We start from the raw sequence: 18,429 nt of genomic DNA on the forward strand, positions 1-18,429 counted from the left end.
CGACGGTGGCAATTATCGTCTCATTGGCTGTTCTCCTGACCTTAGTTTGGCGACAAGTCTACATGGTGCAGCTGAAAGAAGCTGCGTATAAAGATGTCTCGATCATTTCAACAAATATCGCCAAACGTTTAACTGCCGTCGAAACCCTCTCTTTTCGCATTATCGATAGTGCACCGATCCAAAATGGCCTACAAAGGATCTTGGCACAAGATTCCTTACAATCCTTAGAGGCGATCGACCAAAAGAATGCCTTAAGTGCAGAAATCAACGCCCTCGTACGCAATGAATCAACGATTCAAAACGTCTATCTCTTTACCCCAACGAACGAAAACATGATCAACTTTCTAGCCGAGACCGACCATATCTTTAATGGCCAAACCATCAAAGATATGATCGAGACTTTGCCCGATAAGCCTGCCAAAGGGAGTTGGTTTTTTGCAAAAGACCTTTCTCAAGGTGTCTACCTGCGAAAAATCTATTCAACAGCCGATCTTTCTTTAACCTATATTGGTACGGTGATATTTCTAGTCAATACGTCCTTCTTTCGTAACGAGATCGAAAGTCTTCCTATTGTCTCTGAACAAAACCAATTTTTCATGGCGTATCAGAACCAATTTTATAGTACCGCAAATGACGAGCAAACCCTCGCTGCGGATCAAAATACCTTGCAGCAAAAAATGGAAACCTTCCAGCGATCGATCGGCTCCATGACGTTTGATAATCGCCAGTACTACTACGCAATGGATCGGAAGACGATGCCGAATATGACCTTCATTTATTTACTGCCTGAAAATCAAGTCTTAGCTGATCTTTATAAACTACAAGGCCTTTCCATCGCTGTGAGTTTGCCTTTTTTATGTTTGATTATTGTTGTGATTCGGAAAATAAGCAATCAGCTGACCCGCCCTTTAGCTGACTTGGCTTCGCAAATGGCAGTTCTGCGGAAAACGAAAAAACTGGCCTCTTTAAAGACCCTCGCTGTCCCAGAAAATAGTCAAGAAGAGATCATGGTCCTTTATGAAAGCTACAATACGATGATCGATGAATTAAATGCCTTGATCAAGGACAATTATGAAATGCGTATATTGTCCCAAGAAATCGAATTTAAAGGATTGCAAGCGCAATTAGATCCACATTTTCTCTACAATACGTTAGACTCGATCAACTGGATCGCCATTGAAAATCAGCAGTGGCAGATCTCAGAGATGGTCACCTCCCTTGCCTATTTGTTTCGAAAAAAAATCGATACCAAGTCTGACTTCACAACGCTACAAGATGAGTTAGATATCGTGCACGCCTATATCAATATTCAAAACGTTCGCTTCGGGAAACGGATCGAGTATATCGAAGTCATTTTGGTGAATGACTTGTCCTTTAAGATTCCTAAGTTACTGATTCAACCATTGATTGAAAATGTCTTTAAATACGCCGTCAATGATATGAAGGAAACGTGTCGCCTCGTCCTTACGATTGAACAACAAGCAACTTTTCTCCAAGTCAGTGTCTCTGACAATGGCCCTGGTTTTAAAGCCAACTTCTCGATTGAAAAAGAAGGCGGCATCGGATTGACCAATATTCAAAAACGATTGCAACTGCATTATGGTGATCAAGCGTCGTTAGCCATCGTCTCCTCGATTCCCTTCAAAAAGACGACGGTGCGCTTTGTGATCCCCTTTAAAAGGAGTGAGTAAAACATGAAAAACATCCTCGTTGTTGACGATGAACCCTTGATAGCAAATGGTGTGGCTAACCTCGTTGCTTCTTTTGATTTTCCATTAGTGGTCAAAGGAATTTATACAGACAGTGAAGAAGCCTTGGCATTTTGTCAGCAAAACACCATCGACATCGTGATTACCGACATCAATATGCCTAAAGTCAATGGACTTGCCTTGATCAAAAAATTAAAAGCCATCAATCCTGCGATTCAAATCATTATTTTGACAGGCTTTGGCAGCTTCTCCTTTGCCAAAGAAGCGATGGCTTTAGGAGTCAAATTTTTCCTTGAAAAACCTGTTTTTCCGAGCAAGCTTTCAGAAGCGTTGGCTGAGACGATCGAACGCTCTGAACGTCGCCAAATGGAATCTACCCTCTATTTAAAACAACAAATTGAGCAATACATCAATAGCTGCGGAGAAGAACCGCTGCCTGAATCATTCGTTTTTCCATTTTGTATGTACTTATTTGATTCGAAATTCTATCACGCCATCGCTAAGCGGATCGAAAGCTATGAGAACCATCACGAGTTGGTGATCGGTCATCAAAACAAAGTTGGCTATATCCTGAACTTCAGTACGGAAAATACCTTTAATCTCTTTTTTAAAACGAAGGTACAGGCTGCGCATCTAGGAAAAGGGATCGCTATCAATTGCTGGGTCGAAACTCCCGAAAAATTTTTACTCAGTTATCATTTAGGCAAGCGGAACTTGGATAAGGAGTTTTATTTTGATACATTTGAAGTCATCCAAGAAGCCCAAATCTCACAAGAAAATGTCTATGAAAATAGTCTCTACATGGAATACCGTGAAAAACTTTTGGCATTGATCGACAAAGGCGAACTGACTTTAGCCCAAGTTCTTACGGAAAACTTTTTTTCTACCTGCCGCATGGAGCTTTACCCTGTCCAACTATTGCGGCTGCAGGTCAACGATTTGTTATCGGCAATTTTTGAAAACCATCGCATCAAAAAAGACATTTACTTTGATGACTATTCCCCAAAGATCATGCTCTTGAATAATTGGCACGAACTCCAGTTTATGCTGCTTCACTGTATCGATTTGATGCGGGGCAGCTTAGATGATAGCGAGAACATGCAGCTGTCCCAAAAAGTCAACCTGATCATCGAAGAATATTATGACCATGAAGCATTGTCATTGAAATGGATCGCCGCCCATCTTTTGTACTTAAATCCTGAATACTTAGGAAAAACCTATTACAAAGAAACCGGGATTCGCTTCAATCAAAAATTAGCCGAATACCGCATCAAAAAAGCACAAGAACTGCTGAAGAAAAACTACAAAGTCTACGAAGTGGCAGCGATGACGGGCTTTAGCAATGCGCCTGAATATTTTGTTCAAACATTCAAAAAGATTACTGGTATGACACCAAAGAAATTTTTGAAGCAGCAAGAAAAAGCACTTCTCTCTTAACGTTTCTTCTATACGAAAGCATTGTTTTGCTATTTCAACAAAAGAGGTAGTCCGCTCACATTCGTGAGCGAACTACCTCTTTGACTAACCAGTGATTGATTTCAAACAACTGATGCGACCGTGTTCGTTTTAAGGAATGAACGTTTTTAACTAGCTTACAGCGTAAAGACTTCCCTTAACTCCTGTGTCACTGGCGAATCATCCGAATTTGTTTCCATGAGTTCTGCCATGTAATGCCACCATTTTTGGTTGATCTCGGTTGCCGCTAACTGCTGCCAGCGGGTTTCATCTTCAATCTCAAGGTAGCCAAACAACGCAAGGGTTTCTGGATCTAAGAAAATCTGGTAGCTTTTCGCCCCATGTGCTATGAGCTGCTCTTTTAGTTCTGGCCATAGTTCGCGATGCCGTTTTTCATATTCTGCTTCATAACCAGGATGTAACTTCATCCGAATCGCTTTTTTGATCATCTTTGTCTGCTCCTCTCTTTATTACGTAAGGTGTTCAAATTAACAAAATGAAACCAATAGTTCAGTAAATGCTAAGACTGTCAGTGATTGTCCGTAAGGCATCGCCGTAATCGCAATGTTTTTGTAGTACTCCAAGTCTTCTCCCATTCCAGTACCGATGGAAACATTTTGGACTTCTCCATCTTCTGCGACTTGTTCGATCAAACCGGCTAACGCTTTATAGGCAACATCTTCCCAAGCTTTGTCAATGTAACGCTTATGAACGGCTTTTAAAATCCCATAGGCAAAACCAGCCGTCGCAGAAGCCTCCACATACGAGCTAGGATCGTCTAACAAGGTGTGCCACAGGCCACTTTCATCTTGCATTTCTTGCAAGGCAGTTAGTTGGTCTAAGAGGGTATTGATCAAGAAGCTACGTAACGCATCTCCTTCTTGCAAGTCGAGAATGTCAATGATCTCAGGAATCGCAATGGTGATCCAGCAGTTGCCTCTTGCCCAAAGCGCTTGTGCATAATTGTGGCGTTCTTCAAAGGTCCAGCCGTGGAACCAAAGCCCAGTTTTTTTATCCACTAAGTATTTGATATGGATCATAAATTGTTGTTTTGCTTCTTCGATATAAGCCGGACGATTCAGCAACATGCCAATTTTCGCCAAAGGCAAAGCAGTCATCATCAAGGTATCGTCCCAAAGCTGGTTGCGATTTTCTGGTCCATAGGTCGCATGCTGCAGACCATTTTCGTCGGTTCGCGGCATATCATGCATGACCCATTCCGCCCATTGTTCAAGGTAAGGCAAGTAACGAGAATCTTTGGTGTCTTCATAAAGATACGCCATTGCCAAAAGCGGCGCCATCGTGTTGACATTTTTAGGTGGCGCGCCTTCTAACATCCGTTGCTCAAACCATTCTTCCACAACTTGGAGCGCTTTAGGATTTTTGGTGATTTGGTAGTTTTTATAAATACCGTATAGTCCCACCCCTTGCGGCCAGTTCCAAATCTCCCAGCTTTTATCATCAACGATCAAGCCGTCAAAGTCTATTAGAAATTCACCATTGTCATCCTTGATCGTCGTTAAATTTTCGATCATGCGATCAATTTTTTCTTCTACGACACGTTTTTCCACAAATAACTGTTCTAAAATCACCATTGGGTTCATCCTCTCATTTCTCTTTGATAGATTGATCGTAACACGCTTACATTTGCATAAAAATAGCAGTTATTGACACTTTACTATCTATTCTTGTATGATAAAATCAAACAAGCACGAAAGGAGCCAATCATGGAGAAGCAAAGTGCGGACACGATGATCAACGATCGTTTTGAGGCCTTTCATATCAAAGACATCGTAGAAGAAAACAATACCCTTTATCATTACCATAGTTTTTATGAGATTCACTGTACCTTAAAAGGATCAGCGGTCTTCTTTATCGATGGCGGAGAATTCCCTCTAGAACCTGGTACGATCATCTTGATTCCTCCAAACGTCTTGCATCGAATCGTCCATCAAACTTCTGATTTTTTCGAGCGAACCTACCTGTATATCAATCCTAGTTATCTCACTGCCCTCTCCACTACCCAAACAGATCTCACTGCCTGTTTTCGTAGCAACGGCGGCATCAATAGTCGTATTTTATCGATCGATGCCGACCAACTAGACCAGCTGTTGCGTCCTTTGCGCAAAAAAACGGATAGCAATTATGGCACCGACTTACTTTATCAAAATCATTTGATCGCGTTTTTGATTTCCATCAATACGATTGCCTATCAGGAAAAAGAACCGCTGTTTTTATCCGACTCACTCTATAAAAATAAAGACATTTTGGCTGCCATTACCTATATCAATCAGCATTTGACCACTGATCTCTCCTTAGAGACCGTCGCCAAAGCCCTTTTCATGAGTCCATACTCGCTTTCTCGGACCTTCAAAAAAGAAACTGGCGTCGCCTTTCATGCCTATGTCGTCAAGAAACGACTCTTAAAGAGCAAAGAAATTTTACGTAAAACCAGAAGCGCCACCGCCACCTTCGAAGCTTGCGGCTTCAACTCCTATACCCATTTTTTACGCTGCTTCAAACAAGAATTTCAGCTGACACCTAAAGAGTTTTTACAAGAAGAAGCCCAAAATCAGTTTGTCCGTTTTACACATTTTGCAGGAAAAAAATAGCAAGCAGATAAAAAGCGTCCACCATTGGCTCGTGTAAAAAAAGAGTTCCTGCTTCTCTATCCTGAAATTACATGACACAATACAAAAAGAATGACACATTTTCTCGTGTCATTCTTTTTGTATATTATAAAACTTCCCCATTTGAAGCGATCACTTTTTTATACCACTCAAAGGATTTTTTCTTGGTTCGTTTCAAGGTGCCATTGCCTTGATCGTCTCGATCCACGTAGATAAAGCCGTAGCGTTTACTCATTTGACCGGTGCTGGCTGCTACAAGATCAATACACCCCCAAGTAGTATAACCAAGTAGTTCCACGCCATCGATCGTCACTGCATCTTTGAAGGCTTGAATATGTTTTTTTAAATAGTCGATCCGATAATCGTCTGCGACAAACCCATTCTCATCAGGGGTATCGATCGCCCCTAACCCATTTTCTACGATAAACAACGGTTTTTGATAGCGATCATACAATTGATTCAATGAATTTCTCAGTCCTAACGGATCAATTTGCCACCCCCACTCAGTCGATGATAGATGTTCATTTTTAATTGATGGAAAGAGATTCCCTGTCGCTTGCGCATAGTCTTCTGGGTGGGCACTGACCGTTCGCGAACAGTAATAAGAAAAACTGACAAAATCAACAGGAGAAGCCGCTAAAATCGCCTCGTCCTCAGGTGTTATTTTGATCGTTAAGCCTTCTCGCTCAAATTTTTTCAAGGCATAATTGGGGTATTTGCCTCGGGCTTGCACATCGATAAAGAAATACCCTTCGCGATCACGATTGATTGCTTCTTGGTAATCTTCAGGTCGGCAAGTATAAGGATAATGACTGCCGCCAGCCAGCATACAACCAACTTGATTGGTCGGATCGATTTCATGAGCCTTTTGGGTTGCTAAGGCACTGGCGACTAACTGATGATGCGCTGCTTGGTATTTGATTTCTTGACGATTGTCCCCTTCTTTAAAGACGATCCCGCCACCTACAAAGGGCTGATGCAGCAAGATATTGATTTCATTGATCGTCAGCCAATATTTGACCAACCCGCGATAGCGCTGGAAGACGGTTTCCGCATAGGTCACATAGAAATCAATGAGTCGGCGATTTTTCCAGCCACCAAATTCCTTGATCAAATGCAGCGGAACATCGAAGTGGGCAATCGTGACCAATGGCTCGATTTGGTGTTTTCTCAATTCTTTGAAGATTTTCTCATAAAAAAGCAGGCCTTCTTCGTTGGGCTCTTCGTCATTGCCATTTGGAAAAATCCTTGACCAAGAAAGTGACATCCGATACACGTTAAAACCCATTTCGGCAAAAAGGGCAATATCTTCCATATAATGGTGGTACATATCAATGGCTGTTTGGGCTGGATAAAAAGAATCTTCCTGCCATTCCAACATTTCCAGTTCACCCGCAGCGACCTTTGCGCGATCAGGACCAGTTGGTAAGAGGTCGACATTTGATAAACCACGTCCTCCTGCTAATACGCCACCTTCTGCTTGATTGGCAGCCGTTGCACCACCCCATAAAAAATCATCTGACAATCCCATGTTATTTCCTCCTAGACTTTGACTACAAGTACTTCCTCTTCTTTAGCTACCAATCCTTCTTTCACAAGTTCGACTGCGGTATATTGTGGTGTATTGGTAACGATGATCGGTACTTGTGTGAGATATCCTGCAGCTTTTATCTGCTGTACATCGAACGTCAGCAATCGCTGCCCTTTTGTAACTTTTTGCTCTGCTTCTACTAACGCATCAAAATACTGACCATTTAGTTCCACTGTGTCTAAACCGACATGGATCAACAATTCAATTCCGGTGTCTGAAACCAAGCCAATCGCGTGTTTGGTAGGAAAAACAGCAGCGACTTTTCCATCAAAAGGCGCAATGACTTCACCGATGGGTTCATCGACCGCAAATCCTTTTCCGAGTGCTTCAGAAGCAAATGCGTCATCTTTGACTTGATTCAGTGGCATCACAGTTCCTGGTACAGGATTGATCAATTGGGTATCTTCTAAGACTACTGCTTTCATCTCCGGAACATCAATTGTCACTTTTGTTTCATATTTGAAACTTAAGGCATAGGTAACGACCGCACTCACCACAGCTGCAATCACCAATGCGATAATGATGTTCCAAAAATAGCGCATCGTATCATCACCGATATATAGTAAGACTGCTGGGAGACCAGACGAACCGGTCGCAAAGCGATGCGTATTGGTCAAGCCAGCATACAAACCACCAGAAGCCCCACCAATCATTGCCGCAACTAACGGATATTTTTTGGGCAAATTGATGCCATATAAAGCGGGTTCAGTAATCCCCATGTAGGCAGTGATCGCCCCTGATACCGCCAACTGCTTAGTCTTTTTCTCTTTCGTACGCAATGCGACAACTGCTACTGCGGTTGCTTGAGCAATGTTTGAGACCAATGCCCCTGGACCAAAAATACTGTCATACCCAAGTTCTGCCATTTGCATCACCCCTAAAGGAGCAATCCCATTGTGCAATCCAAACATCACCATGATTGGTAAAAAGCCCCCAATCAAAACCGCTGGTACCCAGCTAGCATGGACACTTAAGAAGGTAAAGAAAGTTGCCAAATAGCCACCCAAGATACTACCGATCGGTCCAAATAGCGAGAAGGCTAATGTACCCATTATCAAGAATGTTAGCATTGGAACAAAAACCAGTTCTACTGATTTTGGAATCACTTTGTTCAAAAACTTTTCGACATACGATTGGAAAAAAATCACGATCAGGATCGGAATGACTGATCCCGTATAGTTTGCTAATGTAAAAGGAATAACCCCAAAAAAGTGAACGGGTTCGCCTGCTGTGACCAACGCCCCCCAATTAGGATGCATCATCATAGCAGCCACTGAAGCCGCTAATATTGGATTGCAACGCAATTTTTGTGCCACGGTGAAGGCCAGGATCATTGGTAAGAAGAAGAAAACACCATCTGCAAAAAGATTCAGCATGTAATAGGTCTGCGAATCAGCCGTGATCACATCAAAGACGATCAATAAAGCCAAAACTGCCTTAACCATTCCGGCACCGGACAGTGCGGGAATAATTGGTTGAAACGTTCCTGCCACAAAATCGATCACTGCAGCTGCTGGTCCTTTTTTCTCCCCAGGTTCCGACGCCCCTGATGATTGAAGCGAAACCAATTTTGTGACTTCTTCATAGACATCTTTGACATGTGTTCCGATCACGACTTGATGTACTCCTGCGTTATTGATGTATTTGGCAACCCCATCGAGTGCCTCTAGTTCTCCTTGATCTATCCGCTTTTCTTCTTTGACTTTAAAGCGCAATCGTGTTTGACAATGATAGGCATCCGTGATATTTTCTTGTCCCCCCAGATACTGGACGATTTTTTTTGCTAATGATTGATAATTTTCACTCATACATTCCACCCCTAGATAAATTTCAAAGAAAATCTATGTTGTATGTGCTTACCGGTATAACATACTGTTCTTTCTGCCAGCAATGTACCATTTTTAGAGAGCGGTTCCAATCTTTTTTCTTAAAGACGAAATGGATTTCATCTTTTCATTAAATACCGCTCTTTTTTCGAAATTTATTCCATTAAAAGACCAAACATCGCCTTGACGAAGCCACTAGAAACAATGATATAATTTACTAGATGATTGTGTTACTTTTGATTTACTGCGATCATAATAGGCCTTTAAACATAATGGATCTACCAACCCAAAAAGAACACCCCGATGATCCCGCAACAACGGATCAAACCACTGCTTCTTCCCCCAACCATTGAAGCAATCCTTATTGAATCACCGATTTGATCTAGCCGGTTATGAACGGCTATTTTACGTTGGCTTTATAAAAAACAGGCGAAGGGAACGACGGAAAATGACAAATGCGAAACAAGCAATGCCTCCAAAAACGATTTTTTTTCATGAAGACGCTTTTCAAAAAACGGATCAAACGATCATTCGCTGGTTAGGAAACTCCGGTATTCTTCTAAACAGCCGTGGTACTTGTATCATGGTCGATCCGGTCTTAGAAGGATTTGACCTGCCGTTACTGATCGATCTGCCAATCAAACCGGCGGCAGTCCCTCACTTAGATGCGGTATTGATCACCCATTCAGATAATGATCACTACGGCATTCCGACGATTGAAAAATTAGTCCCGGTTACCGATAGCTTCCATGGACCCAAATATGTTGCCGAACTTATGCAAGAGCACTTTCAAGTTGCTGCCCAAGGACACGAAATCTATGATTCATTCACCGTTAAAAATTTGGAGATTTCTTTAACAAAGGCGTATCACCTTTGGCAAAATGAGACGACAAAATTTGACCGTGTCTTTCAAATTGAGGACTATTGCGGCTTTTGGATCGATACCCCGGATGGTTCCTTATGGATTCCTGGCGATTCTCGTCTTTTACCAGAACAATTAGAGATGCCTCAACCAGATGCGATCTTGTTCGACTTTAACGACAATGCTTGGCATATCGGCTTTGAGAACGCCGTGAAAATGGCAAATACCTATCCTCATGCTGACTTGATCCTCTCCCACTGGGGTACAGTGGATGCTCCGCATATCGATGCCTTCAATGGGGATCCTGAAGCTTTGTACGATCGGATCGTCAATCCAAAGCGGATTCGTCTTGTCGCTGCCGGTGAGCCGATCGAATTGAAATCAACCACTTCCAACAATGTACAATAGGGAAAAAGGACCACACCGTTTTTGGTGTGGTCCTTTTATTCTTCTGCCATCTCTTTAAACGTCGTTTTTCGGCTCGTCTCTAAAAAACGAGCATTGGTGATTTTCATTTGGATATTTTCCTGATAATCGAGGGAAAAAATCTTAGCAAACAAAACTGTCAAAAGGAATTGAATCGATTCTTCTGTGGAAAAATTTCCGATTTTAGAATACAGTTTTTCTCGGCTAGCAATCGTCAAGACGATCGTCGAATAGTCCCGCAAATAGTTATCTCCACCACTCGTAATACTGATAATCGGCACACCATTTTTCAACAATGTTTTCACATTTTTCATAGGATACGTTTCTGAATTATTACCAGAATAAGAGATAAGAATGGCACAATCCTGTGGGGTCAGCGTATTAGAAATCAAGCCCGCTTCGTCCGTATCCGCAAGAAAGGCTTTTTTATGGATCGTGTTTAAGTTGCGTTTAAACAGCTGTCCGAAATACGAATTTGGACTGCGCCCATAGATGACGATGGTTTGAGCTCCATTGATGAGCCGAGCGGCTTGATTCAGGTCTTTCACTGTCATAAGTGAAGCTGTTTCTTTAATCGTCTGTATGCGCAAGTTCGCCAAGTTTTCAATGATTTCTAATGTATCTGCCGCCTCACCAAAAGGAATGTTCACATCGATCGTTGCTGAGCCATCATCAAAATGAGCCAATTCGTGCATGAAGGCATATACAAATTCTTTCCAACCAGAAAAGCCAAAATATTTTGCAAAACGGACCAGCGTCGGCTTGGAAGTATGGGTCAGTTTTGCGATTTCTTCCATGCTATACTCACTAACTTTTTCTCGATTGCTTAATAAAAAGTCACCGATCGTTCGTCTCGCGTCATTTTGTTTAAACGCTGCTTCTTCAATTTTTTGAAAAAGATACATCTGGTTCTCCCCTCTGATTGACGCCGGCAGTTTGTCTAGTGCGCTCAACTCATCATTGTTTCTTTTTATTATAAGCGATGAGAAGGATGAAATGAAGACGGAAAACGAGGATCAAGCTAGCTTTCGCCTATCCTCGTTCAAAATACAGAAAGTATTTATTTCCCAAAAAAGCTAGGACACCAATCAAGCACAACAAGCCCCCTGATAGAATCATCTGCATCCCTGCTGTTTCACTGCCGCTGACTAGTATCAGCAAGCGTGATGCATAAGGGGCTAACGTGACCCCTAAATTGTAAGCAACGATCGAGACGACCGTGCCAAACTTAGCTTCCGCTTCACCACCAGTCGTCAGTAAGTGGGTGAAAAAAGGCATGATGCTGCGAAAGGCAAAGCCTAATAATAAAGAACAACCCAAGAGTAGCCCCACCGTCTGCAAGGGATAGGTCAAATAGATGCTGCTTCCTGCAAGCAATGCCGCAATGGGCAGCAACCAGCGATGTAAGCGACTGTATATCAAGCCAAAGGCATTGCCGGCGATAAATGCCCCCGTCGCAATGGCGGCAATCATGTTACTGCCTTCGGTAGCGTCCCCGATTCCTTTTTCCAACAACAACGGTGTGATCTGTAAATTGTAATTGATAAACAAGACAACGATTAGAAACAAGAGCACACCCAAAACGAATGATCGCTGTTTCCGTTCTTTTGAAACCGTGACGTTCGCCAATAACGTCTCATTAGTCACAGCCTGTGTTTCGTTGGGAATAAATAGCTGGACAAAGAAGAGACTGATCAGGGCAAAGCCATAAACCAAGAAGGACATTTCCCAACTAATCTTCACTAGCTGTCCTACGAGCAAAGTCATAAAGATACCACCTAAACCACCGACGGCACTTTCTAATCCAAGAGCTTTGGCTTTCTTTTGCGGCTCATTTTGAAACAGCAAACTAATCATTTGAATCGCCAAACGATTGAATAAGCCGATCCCGAAGCCAAGAATCCCTCGAGAAAGAAACAAGACGGGAAAGCTCCCCTGATACCATGCCGGCAGCGTGCCAAAAATCGCCACAATGACCAATCCGGTGACCATCGTGTATTTTTTGCCGATCCTTTTTTCGATCATGCTGGTAGTAAAAATCCCCAGTAAAAGAAACAGTGATGGAATCGTGGTCAGTAACCCAATGTAGACCGCATCAACTTCTGGAAAGCTTGCCGCAATCGCTGGGACATTGGCAGAAATCGCCGGTGCCGAATAGACGACCATTGCCACCGACAACAGTGCCAACAACTTCATAGAAAAAAATTTCATAATTACCCCTTTCCTTAAAAACACCTTTTCTTCCTTGTCTCTGAACCCAATAGCCCAAGATGAAAAAGTGATCCTTTCACTATCTTATTATTCGCTAAATTGTCCTCGTTGACCAATGCTTAACGCGCTTGGGCTTCATGCTTGAAAAGCATTGGTCTTCTGTATTTTGCTAGGTTTCTATGGCGATTGCTGAAACTCATTTATGTTTGTCTAAAAAAAGAAACCTTGCAGCATGTTTTCTGCTAGGTTTCCTTCTTTTCATAAATTGACTGTAACTACTCAGAACGCTTTAGTGAATTGATTTCTGTAACTGTTCCATAACGTCTTTCGTAATTGCCTCAGCAGTGATACCAAGTTCAGATAAAACGTCCGCTGCCCGGTAATTATCATAAAATTTCTTTTCTAAGCCATAGTTTTTGACGGCAATCTCACGATCACCAAGATAGCTGGCAATCATTTGTCCATAGCCGCCCTCTCGTATGCCGTCTTCCAACGTGACAACGAGTTTGTGCGATCGTGCCACAGCATCCAACAACTCTTTGTCGACCCCTGAAATAAACTTAGGGTTGATCACTGTTGGGGTAATTCCATGTTGCATTTTCAATTGTTCTGCGATCTCTTCTGCTAGCGCATAAAAGTTTCCAACACCGACGATGGCTACCTGCGTGCCAGCTTGAGTCACCTCATTTTTTTGATCGCTATAGTCAGTAGAGACTGCCACTGCCGTTTCGTTGACAGGTCCAACCGGTACCCGGATCGCAACTGGTGCGTTGGCTTGTTCCAGCGACCAATCCAACATTGCCAGATATTCTTCTTTAGAGGTTGGCGCAAGATAAATAAGGTTGGGAATATGTGCCAAAAAGGGGATATCAAAAATTCCCAAATGGCTCTCGTCATTCATGCCGTGAATCGATGCACCATATACCAAAATCGTTCCAGGCAGATGATTTAAGGCCAAATCATGGGAAATTTGATCAAAACTACGTTGCATAAAAGTAGAAAAAACGGCCCAGATAGGTTTCGCGCCATTTTTTGCTAACCCAGCAACCATCGATACCGCATGTTCTTCTGCAATACCCACATCTACAAATTGTTTACCTGCTTTTTCTCGTTGTTCTGGAGAAAAAAGCAGCATCGGTGTACCAGCGTTTACTGCCACAACTTTAGGATCTGTCGCCATTTTTTCTAATAAATAATCCGTCGTTAAGCTATTGTACGTTACTTGATTGCCGCCAGCAGAAATATATTCGCCGTTTTCTAAACTAAAGGGACCGCCTGCATGAAACTTTTCACGATTTTCTTCCGCAAACTTGAAGCCTTTGCCTTTGATCGTATGAATGTGTAATAAAACAGGATGATCAATGTCTTTCACTTTTTCAAATAAAGCGATCAAGGCAGCGAGATCATTTCCTTCATCCAAATAGTGGTACTCAAAACCAATCGCTTTGAACAGATTGTCTGCTGCTTGCCCCTTGGTTTCCCGCAATGCCCGCAAATTCTGGTACATCCCCCCATGGTTTTCTGCAATCGATTGGTCATTGTCGTTGAGGATCACGATGGTATTGGTGCCTAATTCCACGATATTGTTCAAGCCTTCAAACGCTAAACCGCCTGATAGAGAACCATCACCAATCACGGCAACGACGTTATACGTTTCATTTTTTAGATCACGTGCTTTCGCCACACCATTTGCCAACGAAACTGAGGTGGAGGTATGACCGACCGTAAAGAGATCGTGCTCGCTTTCTTTCGGATTCGTGTAACCAGAAACCGCATCATACTGCGCAGCATCAAGAAAGGCATGAGCGCGTCCCGTCAGCATTTTATGGATATAAGTCTGATGAGACACATCAAAAATCAGCTTATCGGTGGGGGAATCAAAGACTTTATGCAACGCGATCGTCATCTCAACCATCCCCAGATTGGGGCCATTATGCCCCCCATGGTGACTGATTTTTTCCAATAAAGCAGTTCGTGCTTCTACTACCAGTTCTTGAAGTTGCCCACTGGTCAATTCTTTTAACTCTTTGGGGCTTTTGATTTTTTCTAATAACATGTACGTACCTCCTGTAGAAATGTTTGAATGATTCGTGTGTTTACTCACAAGGAAAAAGACACGAAGTCGAAATGAGTAGATCGTTCTCTAGAATAAAAAAATGCGGCAATCGGAGCTAGACGCTCTTTTTAGAATTCCTGTTAAACCGAGAAATAGCAAGTTATCCTAAAGGGGAATCGTGATTTTTCTGAGTTTCAACAATCGCTGCTCATTTCTTCTATCTAAAAAGATACCACCTAGAGTTGACTTTAGGTCAAGCACTTTTTGTGAATTTATTCTATTTTGATCCTAACGTTACGGCACGCCGCCATAATGATACAAAAAAAGATAAAAAGCGCTTGCTTCTTATCTCGGGTTTTACTTGTTCAATGGTCATTCTTAAGAAACCTGAGTTTTTTCATTGACCGCTTATTCTTCTTTCTCTAAGCCAACAAGCACTCGCTGTTTACGGTTCGATTCTTCTGCAACAAAGTTTAAAACTGTTTTCAATTCGCTAGGCGTTGCCTTTTTCTGTAAGATCGAGAAGTTTCGATGATATTTTATCATGATTGTTTCTACTTTTTCTTTCTCAGTCATTGAGCTTCTCCTCCAATTCTTCCTTTGTGTATGTTACTGGCAAAGCGAACGATACATTGTCAACTGCCATCAACGTATGAGAATGGCGATTATGAAAATCTTTTATAAAAATATTACCGGTCACATTTTCTTTATACAATTCCTTGATTTTAATCAAGTTGTATCTTGATTGAAAAAAAGCATTTATAAAATGTGCTTTAGGAACAAAGCGTCCTTCTATTTTTTCACATTGCTTCGTATAATTCCAAGCAATAAAAGGATCTTGATAGATATAATAGATAAGCACATCATAATTCTTTTTTAAGCATCGCGCACTATTTTGATTAGCTTTTTTAGTGGGTAAAGCAAGAATCATTTATTGCGAGAAGTAAGATGGCAAAAATTTCTGTTAATGAACTATACGCAAAAAAAAAAGACTACATTCGTCATGCAGTCTATTTTCCAACTTTTTCTTTTTTTAGTGTTTTTCCCAGTGTTTTCCAAAAGATCGTTGTTGTGATTCGACATGTCCTCGATGGCCATATACAGGTATTTGATTCAATTGGTTTTCAATTGCTTGGAACTCGGTATCTGTAAGACGTACATCCCAAGCAGCTAGATTTTCCAAAATCCTACCTAGATTTTTGGATCCAGGAATCGGCACCGCATTCGGGTACTTGTGAAGCATCCACGCTAAAGAGATTTGGGCATTTGTTGCCTGCTTTTCTTTCGCGACTTCTGCTAGCATATTCAAAATCGGTTGATTGGCTATGAGGTTTTCTTTAGCCAGCTGAGGGACGAATTTGCGAACATCATCTCCTTCAAAAGGTGTATCTGGTGTGACTTTTCCTGATAAAAACCCACTAGCAATTGGTGAAAAAGGAACGACTGCAATCTCGTTTTCAAGACAATAAGGGAATATCTCTCGCTCACAATCACGCTCAACCATTGAATAGAGATTTTGCACAGCACCAACGGGGGTAATCCCATGTGCTTTAGCAAGTGTCTCCACGGAAACTTGTGAGAGTCCCCATTCTCTGATCATACCTTCTTTGATCAATCGTCCCATCACTTCAGCTATTTCTTCTAAAGAAAGCTGTTCATTGATTCGATGAAGATAATAGAGGTCAACATAGTCGGTGCGCAATTTTTCCATTGAAGCAATCAAATGGTTACGGATGGCTGTGTAAAGAGTTGTGCTTTCATTCACTTCTTTTTCATCGAGATGATACTTGGTGGCAAGGACAACTTTGTTTCGAAAAGGCGACAGTGCTTTGCCCACCAGCTCCTCATTATGTCCGGGATAAAACATTTCTTTTCCATAAGCCTCTGCTGTATCAAAAAATGTACAGCCAAATTCGTAAGCTTTACGAATGGATGCAATACTCTCTTTTTCTTCTGGCACCTTTCCATACCCGTGAGAAAAACCCATACACCCCATTCCGATCGGTGAGACTGCCAAACTTCTGATTTTTCTATTCTTCATATTACAATTCCCTCCTTCATCGATACTTTGTGCACTCGTTAAGCTAGCTAAACTTTAGCATCTTCGAGTCACTCGAAGTCAAGGAGTTTCTAACAATCATTTTCTTCCACCTTTTGTCTTTTTAAGGCACTCAAACAGGAAGCTACTTTTCTCCACAAAATTATCTGTGCTATAATATGCGGTATAAAAAGAAAATGATTTATAACAATTTTTTGATCCTTTTGCATGACTCCTTTAACTACAGCAAATTATGAAAGGCGTGACCATCATTTACTCTATCAAAGAAGCAGCCACGATCACTGAATTGTCTGAACACACGATTCGCTATTATACCGATATGGGTTTGGTTCCTAGTTTGATTAGGGACAAAAACAATAGACGGGTTTTTAACCAGACTTCCATCAATTGGTTAACTGGTATCAAGAATTTGCGCGAAACAGGTATGTCTTTAGAAGCCATCAAGCATTATATTTCGCTTTGCCTCCTCGGCGATTCGTCGATCGAGGAAAGAGCCGAGATCATTCAAGCGCAAAAAGAAAAAGCGCTCGTTAAACTTGCAGAAGCGCAAAAACGAGTCGCTTATTTAGAAAAGAAAAGCTATACCTATCAAGAGCTCATCAACCAGAAAACAGCTTCTAACGATCCATTGAATCCGGCAACTTGGGAGGAGGAAGCAGTGGTTGGGGATTAGACTCTGAAGAAAAACACTTCTCTTAGATCAGTAGTCCCCTTTTTTAAAATATGATTCTATTCATCCAACCAAATGTATTAAGTTATGATACTACGAGAAAATATAGCGATTATCGACCGCTAAAAATCACGTCTTTTTGATCTTATAAGCTAAAGATTTTCATACAACAAGCAGTTCTGTATAGTATTCCATTGTATTTTATGAATCGTTTTTCATTGCTAGCTAACAAATCATTATTCTACTCCGATTGCTTCAATTCTTGAACCGCTGCCGCCACATGCATTTGCATTACTGCCATGGCTTTTTCAATCGAGTCATCTACTTTGAACAACCCACTAGACCCTAAAATTAGTATATCTGCTCCAGCTGCTATCATTTTATGATACGTATTTTTATTACAGGATCCGTCAATTTGAATTTCAAATATCAGATTATTCTCTTTACGATAATCTTTTAATTTACGTACTTTATCTAGACTTTCTGAAATAAATGACTGTCCTGCAAAACCAGGATCCACTGTCATTACTGTCACAATATCAATCAAATGGAGATAATCTGTTATTAGATTCAGCGGGGTTTCAGGATTTAAAACGACCCCCATCTTCTTACCATGTTGTTTGATCGTCTGACTTAATCGAAAAGCATGACCGTTCAAAAATTCTGCATGAATACTAATCACTTCTACTCCTAAATCCAGCAATTGATCCACATACTCAATTGGATTTGTCACCATCAAATGCGCATCCAGTGGGATCTCGGTGTGATCCTTAAGCTGTTCAATAAACCACGGAGATAAGGTCATGTTGCTAACGTAATGACCATCCATAATATCAATATGATAGTAATCAACGGTCTGGTTCAAACAATTGATTTGTTCTTCAAATTTGCTGATATCCATACACATCAGCGAAGGAGATATTTTTACCATGTT

The 18,429-nt window shown here is 41.5% G+C and carries 16 protein-coding genes; 5 read left to right on the plus strand and 11 right to left on the minus strand.

Annotation, left to right across the window (positions count from 1 at the left end; genetic code table 11):
* Nucleotides 1-5: 5 nt before the first annotated feature.
* Together IGI78_RS12560 and IGI78_RS12565 are read left to right on the plus strand one after the other, a co-directional pair.
* A complete protein-coding gene (locus IGI78_RS12560; protein ID WP_430618053.1) occupies nt 6-1,691 on the plus strand; it encodes a sensor histidine kinase in 1,686 nt (561 codons plus the stop codon).
* Nucleotides 1,692-1,694: 3 nt separating this feature from the next.
* Entirely contained in the window at nt 1,695-3,146 is a 1,452-nt protein-coding gene (locus IGI78_RS12565; protein ID WP_195266556.1) for a response regulator, read from the plus strand.
* Between the two features lie 155 nt (nt 3,147-3,301).
* Here the strand turns inward: IGI78_RS12565 and rhaM are convergent, their stop codons facing one another.
* Nucleotides 3,302-3,613: an L-rhamnose mutarotase gene (gene rhaM, locus IGI78_RS12570; RefSeq protein ID WP_096741599.1), complete on the minus strand. Its 312-nt coding sequence runs from the start codon at nt 3,611-3,613 to the stop codon at nt 3,302-3,304.
* Between the two features lie 39 nt (nt 3,614-3,652).
* Nucleotides 3,653-4,759 (minus strand): glycoside hydrolase family 88/105 protein, encoded by a 1,107-nt coding sequence (locus IGI78_RS12575; RefSeq protein WP_096741600.1) that lies wholly within the window; start codon nt 4,757-4,759, stop codon nt 3,653-3,655.
* A gap of 132 nt (nt 4,760-4,891) precedes the next feature.
* Between IGI78_RS12575 and IGI78_RS12580 the strand changes: the two genes are divergently transcribed.
* Nucleotides 4,892-5,776, plus strand: coding sequence for a helix-turn-helix domain-containing protein (locus tag IGI78_RS12580; protein WP_195266554.1), 885 nt, complete (start codon nt 4,892-4,894; stop codon nt 5,774-5,776).
* Nucleotides 5,777-5,900: 124 nt separating this feature from the next.
* Here the strand turns inward: IGI78_RS12580 and IGI78_RS12585 are convergent, their stop codons facing one another.
* Both IGI78_RS12585 and IGI78_RS12590 read right to left on the minus strand, forming a co-directional pair.
* Entirely contained in the window at nt 5,901-7,325 is a 1,425-nt protein-coding gene (locus IGI78_RS12585; protein ID WP_074933330.1) for a 6-phospho-beta-glucosidase, read from the minus strand.
* 11 nt (nt 7,326-7,336) lie between these two features.
* On the minus strand, nt 7,337-9,193 hold the full coding sequence (locus tag IGI78_RS12590) for a beta-glucoside-specific PTS transporter subunit IIABC (protein WP_195266552.1): 1,857 nt from the start codon (nt 9,191-9,193) through the stop codon (nt 7,337-7,339).
* 466 nt (nt 9,194-9,659) lie between these two features.
* On the opposite strand from IGI78_RS12590, the gene IGI78_RS12595 reads away from it, so the two are divergent.
* A complete protein-coding gene (locus tag IGI78_RS12595) occupies nt 9,660-10,481 on the plus strand; it encodes an MBL fold metallo-hydrolase (protein ID WP_195266550.1) in 822 nt (273 codons plus the stop codon).
* 35 nt (nt 10,482-10,516) lie between these two features.
* On the opposite strand, the gene IGI78_RS12600 is transcribed toward IGI78_RS12595, so the two are convergent.
* The 6 genes from IGI78_RS12600 to IGI78_RS12625 all read right to left on the minus strand — a co-directional run bounded on the left by IGI78_RS12600 (nt 10,517) and on the right by IGI78_RS12625 (nt 16,807).
* On the minus strand, nt 10,517-11,404 hold the full coding sequence (locus IGI78_RS12600; protein WP_195266548.1) for a MurR/RpiR family transcriptional regulator: 888 nt from the start codon (nt 11,402-11,404) through the stop codon (nt 10,517-10,519).
* Between the two features lie 127 nt (nt 11,405-11,531).
* Nucleotides 11,532-12,710 (minus strand): MFS transporter, encoded by a 1,179-nt coding sequence (locus IGI78_RS12605; RefSeq protein WP_096741606.1) that lies wholly within the window; start codon nt 12,708-12,710, stop codon nt 11,532-11,534.
* Nucleotides 12,711-12,999: 289 nt separating this feature from the next.
* Entirely contained in the window at nt 13,000-14,766 is a 1,767-nt protein-coding gene (locus tag IGI78_RS12610; protein WP_195266546.1) for a 1-deoxy-D-xylulose-5-phosphate synthase, read from the minus strand.
* A 408-nt stretch (nt 14,767-15,174) separates the two neighbouring features.
* Nucleotides 15,175-15,342 (minus strand): hypothetical protein, encoded by a 168-nt coding sequence (locus IGI78_RS12615; RefSeq protein WP_005234163.1) that lies wholly within the window; start codon nt 15,340-15,342, stop codon nt 15,175-15,177.
* Entirely contained in the window at nt 15,335-15,697 is a 363-nt protein-coding gene (locus tag IGI78_RS12620) for a zeta toxin family protein (protein ID WP_195266544.1), read from the minus strand. Before IGI78_RS12620 ends, IGI78_RS12615 begins: the two co-directional genes overlap by 8 nt.
* A gap of 102 nt (nt 15,698-15,799) precedes the next feature.
* Nucleotides 15,800-16,807, minus strand: a complete 1,008-nt coding sequence (locus tag IGI78_RS12625; protein WP_195266543.1) for an aldo/keto reductase — start codon at nt 16,805-16,807, stop codon at nt 15,800-15,802.
* A gap of 250 nt (nt 16,808-17,057) precedes the next feature.
* Between IGI78_RS12625 and IGI78_RS12630 the strand changes: the two genes are divergently transcribed.
* Nucleotides 17,058-17,498: a MerR family transcriptional regulator gene (locus IGI78_RS12630; RefSeq protein ID WP_195266542.1), complete on the plus strand. Its 441-nt coding sequence runs from the start codon at nt 17,058-17,060 to the stop codon at nt 17,496-17,498.
* Nucleotides 17,499-17,736: 238 nt separating this feature from the next.
* Here IGI78_RS12630 and alsE read toward each other — a convergent pair whose 3' ends face one another.
* Nucleotides 17,737-18,426, minus strand: a complete 690-nt coding sequence (gene alsE / locus IGI78_RS12635; protein ID WP_195266541.1) for a D-allulose 6-phosphate 3-epimerase — start codon at nt 18,424-18,426, stop codon at nt 17,737-17,739.
* Nucleotides 18,427-18,429: the final 3 nt, after the last annotated feature.

This window comes from Enterococcus sp. DIV1767, from assembly GCF_050542585.1.
In the GTDB taxonomy this organism is placed as follows: Bacteria; Bacillota; Bacilli; order Lactobacillales; family Enterococcaceae; genus Enterococcus_D; species Enterococcus_D innesii.